This is a genomic window from Arthrobacter sp. OV608, assembly GCA_900110595.1.
Classification (GTDB): Bacteria; Actinomycetota; Actinomycetes; order Actinomycetales; family Micrococcaceae; genus Arthrobacter.
In genome coordinates this window covers 33,595-49,079 of the sequence record FOEZ01000025.1, presented here as the reverse complement: position 1 = coordinate 49,079, position 15,485 = coordinate 33,595, and the positions used below count along the sequence as shown (strand labels likewise).

Below are 15,485 nucleotides of genomic sequence, written 5' to 3'. Positions count from 1 at the left end.
CCGACGATGGCTTCGTGGCGGAAGTCGATGGGGTCATCGCAGACGGCCTGGCCCTTGAGGTGGTTGGAGATGGCCCAGACCTTCAGGTTGTACTTGTCCAGGATCTCGAGTTTGGAGTCGACGTAGCCGGGTTCGTCCCAGCGCCAGGCGTCCAGGTGGTCCCCGGAGACGGCGATCTCCAGGCCGTCGTAGCCCCAGCCGGACGCCAGGCGCGCGACTTCCTCGAAGGGCAGGTCGGCCCACTGGCCGGTGAACAAGGTGAACGACCGGGGCTCTTGGTAGGTCATAATTGTTTCCGTTCTGGTGGGATTGCCTACGCAGCGGCGTAAGCGATGACGTTTTCTTTGGTTGCCTGGGCTTTGTCCAGTTCGGCCACCACTCGGCCGGCCCGCATGACCATCACTCTGTCGGAGAGCTCGAGCAGCTCAGGGAGCTCGCTGGAGATCACGAGCACGGCCACGCCTCGACGGGCCAGCTGTTCGATCAAACGGTGGATTTCGGCTTTAGCACCGATGTCGATGCCCTTTGTCGGCTCGTCCAGGATGAGGACCTTGGGATTGCTTGCCAGGCAGCGGGCGATGATGACCTTTTGCTGGTTGCCGCCGGAAAGTGACTGTATCGGGGTTTCGGCGGACGGGGTCCTGACATCGAGGTCCTTGATATAGCCGTTAACCATCTTCTTTTCATGGCCCCGCTGCAAGATGCCCCATTTGCTGACCTGCTTCAGGAGCGTCAGGGTGGTGTTTTCGCGGATGGACAGCATTGGAATGATGGCCTGCAGCTTCCGCTCTTCCGGGACGAGGGCAATACCGGCGGCGATGCCGGCTGAGGCGCCATGAAGATTAAGTTTCCGGCCGTTTACCTGAACGGTTCCGGCGTCGGCTTTGTCGGCCCCGTAGATACAACGGGCGACCTCGGTCCGGCCCGCACCGACGAGCCCTGCGAGTCCAACGATCTCTCCTGCGTGCAGCTGGAGGTCAACGTCCTCAAAGGCACCGGCAAGGCTTAGGCCGCGCGCCTCGAGAACAAGGTCACCGCGTTCGCGGGGAATGTGCTCATAGAGGTCGACGTCCTTGCCTACCATCAGCTGCACCACGGAACGGGCGTCAAGTTCATCCGCGGGGACGGAGGAGGCCACCGTTTTGCCTTCGCGGATGACGGTGATCCGGTCGGCCAGTGTGAAGACTTCCTCCAGTTTGTGCGAGACGTACATGATCGCCAGGCCCTTGCTCCGCAGCTCGTCGACGAGTTTGTACAGTTTTTCAACGTCCTGCTCGGTCAGGGCCGTGGTGGGCTCATCCATGATGATGACCCTCGCGTCCTGGGCTATGGCGCGCGCGATTTCGACCATCTGGCCGTCCACCGTTGAGAGCGCCATGGCAGGGGTGTCGAGGTTGAGGTGGGGTGCAACCTGGTCCAGGGCCTTGCGTGCGCGCTTGCGGATCTCCCGGCGGGAGAGGATGCCGTTGTGTCCACCCCAGTTTCCCAGAAGAACGTTCTCGGCCACGGACAGGTCCGGGACCAGGTTGTGCTCCTGGTAGATGGTGGCGATGCCGGCCGCCTTGGATGCCACCGTGCTGGAGGGCATGAGCTCGCCGTCCACGTACACCCCGCCTTCGTCCGGAGTGTAGAACCCGCTGAGTGTCTTGATCAGCGTTGATTTTCCTGCTCCGTTTTCGCCGCAGACGCAGTGCACCTCTCCGGCATGAAGCTCAAAGTTCATGCCGGAGAGGGCGACTACGCCCGGAAACAGTTTTACGAGATTGCGTGCTTCAACGATTGCTGGAGCGCGTCCGGGCTTCTCGGTCATGCCAGTTCCCTCCTCAGGAAGGTGAGTCCGTCACGGGCCAGAGCGTCCATGGATGGCGCCACCGGCCGCCAGAGCGAAACGGCCTTGGCGATTTCCTCGACCGTGGGAAGGAATGATTCGACCACAATGGAACCTTGGTAGTTGATCGTTTTCAGTGCGTCGAAGGTCTCGGACCATGGCACGTGACCGCTGCCGGGCGTTCCGCGGTCGTTTTCTGACACCTGGAAGTGGAAGACCTTGTCACCGGCGGCAGTGATGGCCGCGCCGATGTTCTTCTCTTCGATGTTCATGTGGAACGTGTCGAGCATCAGGCCCACGTTGTCCCGGCCGATCAGCTCGCACAGTTCCAGACCCTGTTCGACGGTGTTCACAAGGTCGGTTTCGAATCGGTTGAGCGGTTCTATGGCCAGAGTGATGCCGCGTTCGGAGGCGTAATCGGCCACTTCACGCAGGCTGTCTGCCGCCCACTGGCGCTGCTGCTGGCGTTCCGCGGGGGGAAGCAACCGGGCTTTGCCAGTGGCGGAGTACATCGGGCCGGCCACGTGGGGTGACCCGACGGCCTGGGCGATGTCGACACACAGTTTCAGGTAGTCGATGCCCTGCCGCCGCTTCTGTGGGTCCTCGTGCGAGACGTCCCGGTCCGGTCCAAACGCACCGCAGATTGACACAGGCAGTCCGGTTCGTTCTGAGGCCTTCTTCAGTGCTTCCGCGCTGACCACTGCGGGGTCTTCAATGCAAACCTCGATCAGGTCGTAGCCCATCTCCTTGGCGACATCGAACTGATCGACGTCGTTGTCGGTGAACGGGGAGACGAGGATGAAAGTGCTGACGCCGAACTCGTATTTACTCATTGGGCCACAGCTCCTGTTCCAGCTTCTTCATTTCGTTAATAGCCTTTTCGGTATAGGAATCCAGGAATTCCAGGTGGCCGTTGCGTGCCATCATGGCGAAGGGGTTCGACGCGGCGGGCAGGAGCTCGAAGGTCAGGTAGCCGTCGAAGTTGATGTCCTTCAACGTCTGCAGGGTGGGACGGAAGTCGGTGTGTCCTACGCCAGGGGCTGCACGGGTTGAATCGGCCAGGTGGACGTGGTTGACCTTGCTGCCGGCACGGGCGAAGGCGCCATGAATGCTGTCTTCTTCGATGTTCATGTGGAAGAGGTCACCATGCACGCCCCCGTTTTTCAGGCCGGTAGCGTCCAGAAGTTCAACGGCGCGGTCGAGCCGGTTCAGGAAATGCGTCTCGTAGCGGTTCCACGCTTCGAGAGTGATGTTGACGCCAACACTGGCTGCATATTCGCCGAGGGTGCGGACGTTCTCCACAGCCCATTCCCATTCCTGCTCGTCGCTGGCCAGCGCCTCGGTCTTACCCACCGGGGACGGGCCGACGATGATGGTCGGAGCTCCGACGGCGGCGGCGAAGTCGGCTACCGACTTGCCATAGTCCAGGGCCTTCTGCCGGTTGGCGGCGCTGGGGTTGATCAGGTCGCGTTCCTCGCCGAACCAAATGCTGCAGATGGAGCTGACGTCAATGCCTGCGTCCTTGGTGAGCCGGTTGATTTCTTCGACGTTGTGCGTTGCCGGTTCTCCTACGAGTTCGATGGCGTCGTAGCCGTAGCGGGCGACGCGGTCGATGCCTTTGGCGATGTCTTCCTGGTAGTAGACGATGGCGTTGTAGGAATACTTGAAGCGGGACATGTTTCTCCTTGAGTTGGAATTGGTTTGTTGCTGCCGGGCCAAGGGACTAACCTCGGCCCGGCCGTCACTGCTCTGGGGCGCTAGTCCTTGAAGATGTTGCCCCAGAGCTTTGGATCATCGACGTTCTCTTTGGTGATGAGCTTGGTGTCGGTCAGCTGCATCCTGGGCACCTGCTTGCCGTCCAGCAGATCAACCTCGGCCTGAAGGGCCAGTGCTCCCATTTCGAACGGGTTCTGGTCCATCGTGGCGTCCTGGACGCCCTTGCGGATGCGGTCCAGGGCCAGTGGTGTGCCGTCGACTCCGACGAGCGGGATGTGGTTTGCGGCTCCGACCGGAGCGTCTTTGTTGATTTGCGAGAGGCCGGAGACGATGCCACGCACCATTTCATCGTTATGGCTGAACAGGCCGTTGATGCTTGAGTCGGCGGTGAAGTTGTCGACGGTGAGGGACAGGGCGTTATCTGCGGTCCACTGGGCGTCACGGCCGATGACCTTGATATCTGGGGACTGCTTGATGCCCTCGGTGAAGCCCTTGCCGCGCAAAATGGCGTGGTAGGCGCCTTTGGCTCCTTGGTATTCAAGGACGGTTCCCTTGTTGCCCATCAGTTTGGCCAATGCTTCAGCGCCGAGTTTGCCGGCCTTTTCGTTGTCGAATGCGACGGCGGCGTCGGCGATGTCGCCCGGGATCACTGAGTCGACCGTTGTGACGGTCTTTCCGGCGTCGTGGATCATCTGGACTCCGGGAACCAGTTCTGCAGAGTTGTTCGGGCTGAGGACGATGCCGTCTACGCCTTGGGCGAGCTGGTCCTGGATCTGGCTGATCTGGGTGTTGGAGTCACCCTTGGCGTCGAGGACGGTGACCTCCACTCCGAGTTCCTCCGCTTTATCCTTGACGCCCTGCCCGAGGGCAACCATGAATTCAAAACTCTGGCTGTAGAGCAGGACGGCAATTTTCTTTGTCTTGTTTCCGTCATCTCCTTCCTGGGCGGCACTCGGTGCGCCGCAGCCGGTCAGGGCGATGGCAGCGGCGGAGATTGCCGCAAGGACCGCAAGTTTGGGTGAGGTCTTCATTGACTTACTCTTTCTGTTGGATGCTTAGCTGTGCAGGCTGAGCCGGGGTGTGAGGTGACGTGTCAGGCCGGTGTACCGGTGCGAGCTGCGACGGGGCCGCCGGCTGTGGTGCCGGTCGTCTTCGGGTCTGTCGCCGGCGGCGGCCCGATCTTGCGTTTCCGTGACAGGTTCTTTTGGACGTACTTGTAGCGGTACACGTCCAGGGCAGCGGCCGCGAAGATGACGACGCCTTGGACAATCCGGTCGTAGGACGAGGGGATGCCGAGCAGGTTCACGGCGTTGGAGACCATGGCGATCAACAGCACACCGAGCAAGGTGCCCTTGATGTTTCCCTGGCCGCCGAAGAGGCTGGTTCCGCCGATGACCACGGCGGCGATCACGGTTAGTTCAATACCGTCGCCGGCGCGGGGGCTTCCGGAGGCCAGCCGGCCGGTTAGCAGGAGCCCGGCCATCCCCGCGGAGAGACCGGCGATGATGTAGGCATTCATCGTCACGCGGTCGACGCGGATCCCTGCAAGCAGGGCTGCTTCCTTGTTGCCGCCGACGGCGTAGATCGACCGTCCGTAGGTGGTGCGGGTCAGGGCCAGGTGGGCCAGCAAAGCCAGTACCAGAACGGCCGGGATGAGCAGGGGGATCCCTGCGATTTTCGCGCTGACGAGGCCGGTGAGCATCTTCGGTACGGGAGTGATGTTGCCGCCATCGGAGTAGGCGAAGGCGATGCCCGACCCGGCGGAAAGTGTTGCCAGCGTCGCGATGAGCGGGGATATGCCCAGCTTGGTGACCATCAGCCCGTTGAGGCATCCGACTCCGGCGCCAACCACGAGGCCGGTCAGTAGTCCGATTGCCGGTGGCATGTTCATGTTCACGATCACGCCCATGGACAGCACGGACGACAGGGCAGCGGTTGAGCCCACCGAGACGTCGATGCCGCCGGTAAGGATCACGAAGGTCATGCCGATGGCGAACACACCGAGGATCGTGCACTGGTAGAGCAGGTTTACCAGGTTAACAGTGGTCAGGAATACCGGGCTGAGGAACGTCAGCAGTACACCGAAGAGTACGACGACGACGAGCAGGCCCTGCGCACCGATGAAGTCACCAACAACGGATAGCCGTGAACGCGGGTTGTCTTGGGATTTTCCGGGGCCAGCCTTCCCGGAAACCGGACCGGCGGGGCCGGTGGCTGTTTGTGGCTGCATGGTTGTATCTCCAGTCAATTCGACACTTCCTCGGGTCGGAAAGTGCTAGTGGTTGCCGAAGAGTTCGGCGTTGGTCTTCAAGGAAATGGCCGCACCATCCTGGCGGGCGGAGTCGGCCGTGGCCATGACGAGCTGCAGGCTCTGGATGTTGTCGGTGACGTCCGTCTCAGCCTTTTGCCCCGTTTCGATGGCGTCGCGGAACGTGGCGAGGGTCCCCAGGCGTTCCTCGACCGGCAACGGGTCCAGGTCGACGTGCATGACGCCGGAGCGTTCCACCGCCCCGGCGAGGAAAACGGTGTCGAACAGTGAGGCGAAGTTGATGGTGACTTCGTTGTTCTTCCAGGTGATGGCGCCCTTGCTGCCTTGGATTTCCCAGTCGCCGTCCCAGCTGGTTTGCGGGCCGTAGGAGCTCCATGAACCGGTGTATACGACGCGGGCACCGTTGCGGCAGTCGAATTGCACCACCGCGGAGGCGTTGCCCTTGAACCTGGAAGTGCCAGTGTTCCAGGAGCGCGCCCGGACAGTGGTGGGTTCAATACCGACGATGCCACGGAGCTGGTCAAGGTGGTGGATCATGGCGTCCACGATGAGGGGTTCGTCCATTTCGAGCCGGAACCCTTCGAACGGCGGGTTCTTCTTGTAGTCGACGAAGACGTGCTCGAGGTCTCCAATGACCCCTTCGCGGATGAGGCGCTGAACAGTGCGCGCGGCGCGCTTGAAACGGTAGTTCTGCGACACCATAGCCTGTTTGCCGGATTTTTCTGCCGCTTCGATGATGCGGATGCCGTCTTCAAGGTTGTGGGCGAGGGGCTTCTCTATCAGTGTGTGCACGCCGGCCTCAAGGGCCGGGATGGCCACGGCTGCATGGTACTCGGGCGGAACGATGACCAGGACAGCGTCGAACGTTTCCTTGTGCTTCAGCGCTTCCTGGATAGTGCCGTAAGCGGGGATTCCGTACTGTTCACCTGCGGCCCGTACAGCCTCGGGGTTGACGTCGACAACGCCGGCCAGCTCCCAGGTTTTGCTTTGGTGAATAACGTTCAGCCATGAAGCGCCCCACGCGCCGAGGCCTACCTGGATGATTTTCATTACTGCACTCCTTCTAGTTCTTTCACGTATGGGACGTCGACCCACTCGCCGCCCTTGCTGGATTCGATGATGCTTTCGGTGAGGACGGCTGACCTGAGGCCGTCCCGGAAGGTGGGCAAGCCGTCGCGGATGTCCCCATGGATGGTGGCGTAGGTGTCGGCAACAAATGCATTGAAAGCATCCTGATAACCCTGCGGATGCCCTGCCGGCAGGACACTGAGCCGTGCCGCTTCGGGGCTGAGGGCGTCCGGGTCGCGGACAAGCAACTGGGAACCGGCCCGTTTGCCAAGCCACAACGTCTCCGGGGCTTCCTGGTCGAACTGAACGGTGCTCTCCGCACCCGAAATCTCGAACATCAGGCGGTTCTTCCGTCCAGGCGCAACCTGGCTGACCAGGAGGTTTCCCACCGTGCCGCCCTCAGTGGTGAAGACGGCCGCAACCAAGTCCTCGGTCTGGACGTCCCTATTGTTTGCCCGGCCGGAGAAAACTGTGCGGCTCAAGGCCCCGACCCGTGATATCCGTTCACCGCTCACGAATTCGAGGAGGTCGCACAAGTGGGACCCGATGTCGGCGAAGGCCCGTGAAGGGCCGCCAAGACCGGCGTCCACCCGCCAGTTATCGTCCTCCCGGCTCAGAAGCCAATCCTGAAGATAGGAACCCTGAATGGTGAAGATTTGCCCCGTTTGGCCGGATGCAATGCGTTCCCGGGCTTCCCGGACCATCGGGTGAAACCGGTAGATGAAGGGAACGGTTGCAACCATTCCGGCCGTATCAGCCAGCTCCACGAGTTCGGCGGCATCCTGCACGTTGGTCGCCAGGGGCTTCTCACAGACAACGTGCTTGCCTGCTTTGAGCGCGGCCTCGGCCAGCGCATGATGCGTTGAGTTCGGGGTGCAGACGTGGATGACGTCGATCGTGTCGTCCCGGAGGAGGTCCTGGACGGATGCGTATGCCTGTTCGACCCCCAAGCGGTGTTTGGCGCGGGCGGCACTGGCAGGACTCGAGGATGCGACGGCGGCGATCTCCGCCCCTGAAGCACGAGCGGCCCTGCTGTGCACCTCAGCCATGAACCCGGCGCCGACGAACCCGGCCCGCAATGGGGAGGTGGTTGTCGTGGTTCGGTTGTTTTCCATGGCCAAAACAGTGACATGCAGCACTTGTCTTTAGTCAGGGCATCAGCAAAAGTCTGCACCTTTTGACGCTTAGGGAGTTGGAATGCGCGGCAAAGTTGCACTTTTTGATGCTGCGCGTGTCGATGAGTGGACGGACACAAGCGGACCGCTTGACACTGGGTGGGATGCGGCCCCTCTCGGGGTCCTGTGAGCCTGTTGTCACGGCCTCAGCCTCACCGTCCACATCATCATTGAGCCCCGAAACGGAGAAACATGGACAACGGCGGTCCCGGCGAACTTTTACATATCCTTCGGGACGGACGTCCACGAACCAGGGCAGAGCTGGCCGGGATAACCGGCTTGGGTCGGGCTGCCATCAGTTCCCGCCTGGAGCCGCTCCTAAAACTCGGACTGGTTGTTCCCGTATCCGATGCCCCTTCCACCGGAGGCCGTCCTTCGGCGCGGCTAGCCTTCAACCCGGCGGCAAAGTATGCCGCTGCCGCTGATGTCGGCGCCACACACGCCACTGTTGCACTCACCGACTTGTCGGGAAGGGTTTTGGTGGAAGCCACCGAACAACTTGAAATTTCGTGCGGGCCGGAAGCTGTTCTGGACTGGCTGCTGATGACGCTGAAGGGTCATTTGCACGTGATGGAGTGTTCAACAGCGGATATCATCGCTGTCGGTATCGGGCTGCCCGGTCCCGTTGAACACTCCACCGGAAAGCCGACCAGCCCGCCGATAATGCCGGGCTGGGATGGATTCGATGTCCCCGCCTACGTGCGGCAGACCTTTGACGTTCCCGTCCTGGTCGATAATGATGTCAATCTCATGGCCCTCGGCGAACGGGCCGCGCGCTGGCCTAACGAGGACAACATGATCTTCCTTAAGGTCGCCACCGGTATCGGCTCCGGGGTAGTAAGTGGGGGAATGTTGCAGCGGGGTGCGGCTGGGGTGGCTGGAGACGTCGGCCATATCGCCGTTTCCAGGGGAGTAGGAATTCTCTGCCGCTGCGGCAAGAGTGGCTGCCTGGAGGCCATCGCAGGCACCCCCGCCATCGCCGCGCAGCTCCGCGGGAACGGGCTCGAGGCAATCACCGGAAATGACGTGGTCTCGCTCGTTCGTTCCGGCGATATGGCTGCTATTCAAGCGGTCAGACAGGCCGGACGCGACATCGGGGAAATGCTCAACATGTGCGTGAGCTTCATCAACCCGGCGCTCATTGTGGTGGGCGGATCGCTGTCACATTCCGGAGAACATCTGATCGCTGGAATACGTGAAACGGTCTATGCACGCTCAACACCATTGGCGACCCAGCACCTGAATATCACCCAGTCCGAAACCGGGCCGGAAGCTGGAGTGATTGGGGCAAGCATCTTGGCCGTCGAATATGCCCTCGCCCCTCACCGGGTCAATGACCTCGCGAACACGCTGCATTCCGCCGGACATGAAAATACCCATGATCTGCAGAAAGTGGTGTAAAACGGCGGACTGGGTCTTTCTGTGAGCACCGCCACACCAGAGCTGGACGCAGGTAAAATGGTCCTGACAGCTGAAGTCTTTTCCGGCCGGTCTTGGGAGCCACCGCAACGTCGTGGCAACTCTCATGGCCGCCGTAAAGCCCAGGTGTTCCAGGAGGATGGCATGCCTCAGTCTGATAATGAGAACAGCGGCCGTCTGCGACTCTATAAAGTGCCGGAGGGGCTCAATCCTGAGCAGAGATTCGAGCATTGGCGAGTGTGGTACGGCAGCGCCGTCGAAACTCCTATGCGATTGGAGAAGTCGACACCTAAGACTCCGGTGTCCTTCAATCCCACAGCCATTAATCTTGCCGGGCCGGGCTTCAGCCTTATAGAAATACACAACGCCCCTGCACGCGGCTTATGGGCGCCTAATCCCGACAACAGGGATCTCCGCTTGGCCTACTTCCGCAAAGCGCCCGGCCTAACACTCGCTCACAACGGCGCGCCTGAGCCAGTACCAGCAGGTTCCGTTAGATTCATCGATGCCTCACGTGGTGGAAGTTTCGATGCCCCCGAAGGATTTCACGCTTTGCAGCTCAACATTGACCGCAGCAGCCTGAATGTGAGTGAGGCCGCGCTGCACTCCCTGCTTAGTCTGCCTGACCTCGCAAAACATCCAATTGTGGGCACTTTCGTCATCCCCACGTTGATGAGCTGGAAGCGGCCGGGCATCGACCGCGAAGCACCGGGAACCGCAGAAATCCTTCAATCCGTGATGGCAACCCTTGTGGCTTCCCTGCTCGAAACGGCAGTCGACGATGAGGCGCAGAGACCCGCACTAAGCCGGGCTATAAAAAAATACCTTGATGCCAGCTATGACAACCCGGATCTGGACGTGGCCATGGTCGCCGAAAGGTTCAGCCTCTCCCGTCGCTCTTTGTTCTACTTTTTCGAGAATGAAGAACTCCGTTTGGGGGAGCGCATACGTGCCTTGAGAACGCGGAAAGCGCTCGAGCTCCTCCTTGCGGCCGATATCAAAAGGATCTCCTACTCAGAAATTGCGGCGTCGTGCGGATTCACCAATGTGCAAAGCATGCGCCGTGCAGTCAAGGAATTTACCGGAATGAATGTAAGGGAGATTCACCGATCCGAGACCGTCGTGGGTGTCGCGCTGCAACAACTGCGGGAGTCGCTGAACCCTGGCGCTTGACCGAACGGGCGGAGCGGGAGCGGAAAAGTAAGCCCTACCCGCTGATCATCGAGGCTGCGGGCTACGCCGGCGGCCCCAATGATGCCGCTTCGTTGCCGCCTACTTGGAATGCCGATGACGGATATTTGGCCAAGTAGCAGAAACCGCGGGACGATCCGCTACGTGCCGCACCAGTCAAGTTTTCCTGGAGGTGGTCCCGCCGTAGCTGCCCTCATCGAACACGTCAAATTCGACACGACGGTCTCTTGGTTGGTGGCAGAATAGCGCCGAAATTCCGTCTTGTTGACAGTGGATCATGATGCTCTTAGATGCCACCCTGACAGTCGGAGGGGCAGGGAACACGGGGGCGGTAGCCAGAGAATCATCGAAATAGTCCAAAGAATCGGGACTCGATGGAAATCGCTTGGGGCAGAAGCTGGCGATGCCACCGATTGCAGAGCGGCAAGTGTCTGAGAAAAAGACCAAAGTCGCCGACAGGCGAATCCTCCCTGGCCAGACGGCCCGACGTCAGGTTTGAGTGTAGTTCAACTGGACTGGCCGAGGCTGACGACGAGGTTGATCGCCACTGCGACGACGAAGGTTGCGTAGAAGTAGGAGAGCAGGGCGTGCCCCAGGGCGATCCTGCGGGAGGGAGTGGATGACTCGTTCACATTGCTCGCGTTGTAGGACATGCCGATTGAGAATGCTGCGTAGGCGAAGTCGCTGTAGGAGGGGTCCTCGTCTTGGTTGAAGCGGAAGCGGTGGTTGTCGTCGTGGTAGTACATCCGGGCGTACTTGAACGCGAAGACAGTGTTGACGAGAGCCCATGCGAGCACCACGCCGAGAGCTGCCAGGAGCGCCGCGGCCACGCCGATGGGGTCCTTCTGCTGGCTGCGGATCAATGCAAAGACGACCGCGACGAGACTGACGAACGTCGCGCTGATGATGAGGGTGTCGACGAGTCTTCGAGATCGGCCTTCATGGCGGGCGAGTTCGCCCGTTGCCTCCGGACCAGCGGGCCACGCCTTGGTCCACGCCCAGGTCAGGAAGACGCAGCCGGCGACAGCCCATCCGATCAAGGGCGCGAGTTCGGGAGCACCGAGCAGCGCCGGAACGAGTGCGATTACGAGACCGATGATGGCCGAAACCAGAGCCTTGCGGTCAATGTGTGACATTGCAGAAGCTGCCCTCCAGATTAGATTGACCGTGACTGGCGGAGGGTCCGCTGTTTCGGTCGGAGCGGATTTCAAGATCACGAGATATCACAGGACCTACGGATTGCGTTGTATCCACGGAGAACCGGGAGATCTGATTGTTTGTCGTATGCGCTGACTACTACTTGCCATTGCGTGGGTCCGGGCCTGCGTTTCGTAGCGATGGTGCCGTTGGCGACGTGTTCGGGCTGCTCCTGAATCTCTGTGCCCTTGACCCGAGTCGACGCCCTTGATCCGTGCAGGTCTGCAGGGCTATGCCCGGCCAAAGGGACTCCAGCCGCGGTGCCCACTTTGGATGGGGCACCGCGGCAGGAGTTGCGGCGCACGTTGGTGCTGTTAAAGCCGGCTTTCCGTCTGCGTGGCGGAACGAGTGTCAGGCTCTGTGCGCTCCGTTCGCAAGCTCTTATAGGCCGCCGCGAGCCCTACAGCCGCCAGCACCCAAGGGCCGGCCACGATGATCGGGTCGATCCACTGGTGGTTGGTGTCGGCCCGCTTTTGTCCGAAGCGTGAGCTTAGACCGCCCCGGCGGAACTCGCTGAGCACGCCGGTTTCGGTGACGGGGTTGTCCGGGCGCAGGGTCGCCAGGGACTTCACGTGATGTTCCGTGGCGTCCACGCGGTCTGCGGCGACAAGCAGGAGCCAGTGCGCTGCCCGGCCTTCGCTGTATTTGTAGGCGTATTTTCGGATAGCCCCGGAGACGCCCTTGGGTGGGGTCGAGGTGCCGAAAACGGGGGGAAGGAATGCGTGTTCGACGGACCGTTCCCGGGGCCATTTCTCGGGTTGGCGTTCGGGGAAGTCCCAGTGCGCGCCGGTTTCAATCCCGGGTTGTTCGCGGGGGTAGGAGGGCCTGTCGGCCGGGTCGAGATCCGCACCCCATCCCGGGATGCGGGCCCGCAGCTCTTCCACGGACTCCTTCAGGACCGGCTTGTCGGCGATGTACGCGGCAGGTATCTGAGCCATGATGCTGTTTCCTTTCAGTCCGGGTTAGGCGGCCGTGGGAACGACGAGGGGCTTGATGCAGTTATCAAGTTTCGCGGAGAAGATGTGGTATCCCTCGGCGATGTGTTCCAGCGGGATGCGGTGGGTGACGATGTCGCTGGGCTTGAGGTATCCGTTCCGGATGTGTTCGAACAACCTTGGCCATTGCCGTTTCACCGGGCACTGGTTCATCCGCAGCGTCAGGCCCTTGTTCATGGCGTCGCCGAACTTCACTGCGCTGAAGATCGGGCCGTAGGCGCCCACCACGGACACGGTTCCGCCCTTGCGGACCGAGTCGATGGCCCAGTTCAGGGCGATGGGGGAGCCGCCCTGCAGTTTCAGTTTGCTGCTGGTGACGTGCTGGAGGAAGTTGCCGTCCGCCTCGGCGCCCACCGCGTCAATGACGACGTCGGCGCCCAGGTAGTCGGTTTCTTTCTTCAGGTGCACCACAATGTCGTCGTACTCGGCGAAGTTGTACGTCTCGGCATGCGCGAAACCCCGGGCCTTCTCGAGCCGGTATTCCAGGTGGTCGATGACGATTACCCTGCCGGCGCCCATCAGCCACGCGGACTTCGCCGCGAACAGGCCCACCGGCCCGGCGCCGAACACCACCACCGTGTCACCTTCAACGATGTCGCCCAGTTGGGCGCCGAAGTAGCCGGTGGGAAGGGCGTCGGTGAGCAGGACTGCGTCCTCTTCGTCCATCCAGTCGGGAATCTTGCCGGGACCCACGTCGGCGAACGGCACGCGCACAAACTCGGACTGGCCGCCGTCGTAACCTCCGCAGGTGTGGGAGTAGCCGTAGATGCCGCCCACCGCGGTCGCGTTCGGGTTCACGTTGTGGCAGTTCGAATACAGCCCGCGGGCACAGAAGTAACAGGACCCGCAGTAGATGTTAAACGGCACCATCACCCGGTCCCCGGCGGCCAGGTTCTGCACCGAGGAGCCCACCTCGTGCACCACGCCGATGAACTCGTGCCCGAACGTCATTCCCACCCGGGTATCGGGCATCATGCCGTGGTAAAGGTGCAGGTCGGAACCGCAAATAGCAGCCCTCGTCACCCGCACGATCGCATCATTAGGATGCTCAATCTTGGGAATGTCCTTTTCTTCGACCCGGACTTTGTACGGGCCTCGATAAACCATTGACTTCATCAGTACCGCCTCCGGAAGGTAGTTTGTTCTGACATCTCAAATCTCCTGTCTGGGCTTTCTCAGGCGTGGGCCGGGTGGAGGACAACTTTGGTCCAGCCGTCTTCGCGGCTGTCAAAATTTTTGTAGCCCTGGGGGCCTGATCCAGCGGCAGTTCGTGGCTGACGATGAAGGACGGGCTGGCCTTTCCGCCGGCGATGAGGTCGCGCAGGGCCCGGTTGTATTTCTTGACCGGGCACTGGCCCGATCCCATCGTCTGTCCCTTGAACCAGTAGTTTCCGTAGTCGAAAGCCACCTGCCCCTGCTTGGCGAGTTTGTCGGGGGCGCCAGGATCCTGGGGCAGGAACACGCCCACAACACCCAGGCCGCCGACGAACCGGACGGAGTCTACGAGCCGGTTCAGGGTCTGGTTGGGATGTTCGTTTCCGGCCGGGTCGTGTGCCTGGTAGCCGACGCATTCGCAACCCCGGTCGGCCCCGAATCCCATGGTCTGGTCCTTGACGAACTCGACGGGGTCCACTGCCGAATCATCCACTGGGATGGCACCGATCTGTTCAGCCAGCTTCAGGCGGTCCTTTTGGCGGTCCACCACCATGACTTTGCCAGCGCCTTTGATAATGGCCGAGTAAGCTGCCATCAGGCCGACAGGCCCGGCACCATAAATGACCACGGAGTCTCCCGGATACACCCCGGCCAGTTCGGTGGCGTGCCAGCCGGTGGGGAAAATGTCCGCGAGCATGACGTAATCGAGCTCTTTCTCCACGGAGTCCTCGCCCAGGCGCAGGCAGTTGAAGTCCCCATACGGCACGCGCAAGTACTCAGCCTGTCCGCCCTGGTACGGGCCCATGTCCGCGAACCCGTACGCCGCGCCCGCGAGCTTGGGATCCGGTTGCATGGTCAGGCAGTAATTGGTGAAACCCCGGTCACAGTTCTTACAGAATCCGCAGGCGATGTTGAATGGCAGCACCACCCGCTCGCCCACTTTTACTTTGCTGACTGCCGGACCCGTCTCAACCACCTCGCCCAGGTTCTCGTGCCCAAAGGTGCGTCCGGGTTCGAAGCTGGTGCGGCCCTCATACATGTGCAGGTCCGACCCACAGATGTTCGCAGCCGTAATCCGCACCAGCACGTCCGTCGGGTGCTCGATTTTGGCGTCAGGCACGTCCTCAACGCTGACGTCGTTCGGTCCTTTGTAAACTACTGCCTTCACTTTTCCGCTCTTTTCTTTTATCCCATCCCGAGCGGGCCCAGTAGTGGTAGCTTCCGGGCGCGCTGTAAAGCTGCGGTCAGCAGGACGGCGGACCGGAAAAAGGGCGGAGTTCACCCGTTACCGTATTGGAGCTGGCATGGGAAGGGGGGAGACAAGGATCGTGGCCTCTGAGTCCACCTCGGGGCTCGGGAGGCCAAGGGTTTTCAGGCCGGCCGGCGGTCCTGGGAGGTCCCGCCTGGCCGGTCTGTACGCAAAAGAGAAACTGATCGAGCCTTAATGCTAAGCAACCTTAGTAAGTGTGTCG

13 protein-coding genes and 1 pseudogene are annotated in these 15,485 nt (G+C 61.2%); 2 read left to right on the top strand and 12 right to left on the bottom strand.

Features of this window, described 5'->3' with window-relative positions:
• The 8 genes and pseudogenes from BMX78_RS20700 to BMX78_RS20665 all read right to left on the bottom strand — a co-directional run.
• Positions 1-287 (bottom strand): annotated as a pseudogene (locus tag BMX78_RS20700) (sugar phosphate isomerase/epimerase); the annotation flags it as partial.
• A gap of 26 nt (positions 288-313) precedes the next feature.
• The gene (locus BMX78_RS20695) at positions 314-1,810 is read right to left on the bottom strand and encodes a sugar ABC transporter ATP-binding protein (RefSeq protein ID WP_091423889.1); all 1,497 of its coding nucleotides are present in this window, start codon (positions 1,808-1,810) and stop codon (positions 314-316) included.
• The gene (locus BMX78_RS20690) at positions 1,807-2,661 is read right to left on the bottom strand and encodes a sugar phosphate isomerase/epimerase family protein (RefSeq protein WP_091423886.1); all 855 of its coding nucleotides are present in this window, start codon (positions 2,659-2,661) and stop codon (positions 1,807-1,809) included. Before BMX78_RS20690 ends, BMX78_RS20695 begins: the two co-directional genes overlap by 4 nt.
• Entirely contained in the window at positions 2,654-3,505 is an 852-nt protein-coding gene (locus tag BMX78_RS20685) for a sugar phosphate isomerase/epimerase family protein (RefSeq protein ID WP_091423883.1), read from the bottom strand. The genes BMX78_RS20690 and BMX78_RS20685 overlap by 8 nt, the downstream gene beginning before the upstream one ends.
• An 80-nt stretch (positions 3,506-3,585) precedes the next feature.
• The gene (locus BMX78_RS20680; RefSeq protein ID WP_091423879.1) at positions 3,586-4,575 is read right to left on the bottom strand and encodes a sugar ABC transporter substrate-binding protein; all 990 of its coding nucleotides are present in this window, start codon (positions 4,573-4,575) and stop codon (positions 3,586-3,588) included.
• A 62-nt stretch (positions 4,576-4,637) separates the two neighbouring features.
• Positions 4,638-5,774, bottom strand: coding sequence for an ABC transporter permease (locus BMX78_RS20675; protein WP_091423873.1), 1,137 nt, complete (start codon positions 5,772-5,774; stop codon positions 4,638-4,640).
• Positions 5,775-5,819: 45 nt separating this feature from the next.
• Positions 5,820-6,863, bottom strand: coding sequence for a Gfo/Idh/MocA family protein (locus BMX78_RS20670; RefSeq protein ID WP_091423869.1), 1,044 nt, complete (start codon positions 6,861-6,863; stop codon positions 5,820-5,822).
• A complete protein-coding gene (locus BMX78_RS20665; protein WP_091423900.1) occupies positions 6,863-7,996 on the bottom strand; it encodes a Gfo/Idh/MocA family protein in 1,134 nt (377 codons plus the stop codon). Before BMX78_RS20665 ends, BMX78_RS20670 begins: the two co-directional genes overlap by 1 nt.
• A gap of 252 nt (positions 7,997-8,248) precedes the next feature.
• On the opposite strand from BMX78_RS20665, the gene BMX78_RS20660 reads away from it, so the two are divergent.
• On the top strand, positions 8,249-9,457 hold the full coding sequence (locus BMX78_RS20660) for an ROK family transcriptional regulator (protein WP_091423865.1): 1,209 nt from the start codon (positions 8,249-8,251) through the stop codon (positions 9,455-9,457).
• Between the two features lie 21 nt (positions 9,458-9,478).
• The gene (locus BMX78_RS20655; RefSeq protein ID WP_286139200.1) at positions 9,479-10,648 is read left to right on the top strand and encodes a helix-turn-helix transcriptional regulator; all 1,170 of its coding nucleotides are present in this window, start codon (positions 9,479-9,481) and stop codon (positions 10,646-10,648) included.
• Between the two features lie 524 nt (positions 10,649-11,172).
• Here BMX78_RS20655 and BMX78_RS20650 read toward each other — a convergent pair.
• The 4 genes from BMX78_RS20650 to BMX78_RS20635 form a co-directional block, all read right to left on the bottom strand.
• Positions 11,173-11,802, bottom strand: coding sequence for a DUF1345 domain-containing protein (locus BMX78_RS20650; protein ID WP_091423857.1), 630 nt, complete (start codon positions 11,800-11,802; stop codon positions 11,173-11,175).
• Between the two features lie 375 nt (positions 11,803-12,177).
• Positions 12,178-12,801: a hypothetical protein gene (locus BMX78_RS20645; RefSeq protein ID WP_091423854.1), complete on the bottom strand. Its 624-nt coding sequence runs from the start codon at positions 12,799-12,801 to the stop codon at positions 12,178-12,180.
• Between the two features lie 24 nt (positions 12,802-12,825).
• The gene (locus BMX78_RS20640; RefSeq protein WP_091423848.1) at positions 12,826-13,974 is read right to left on the bottom strand and encodes a zinc-dependent alcohol dehydrogenase; all 1,149 of its coding nucleotides are present in this window, start codon (positions 13,972-13,974) and stop codon (positions 12,826-12,828) included.
• Positions 13,907-15,181 carry a glutathione-independent formaldehyde dehydrogenase gene (locus BMX78_RS20635; protein WP_286139199.1) on the bottom strand — a complete coding sequence of 425 codons (1,275 nt, stop codon included), beginning with the start codon at positions 15,179-15,181 and terminating at the stop codon, positions 13,907-13,909. Before BMX78_RS20635 ends, BMX78_RS20640 begins: the two co-directional genes overlap by 68 nt.
• Positions 15,182-15,485 lie beyond the last annotated feature (304 nt).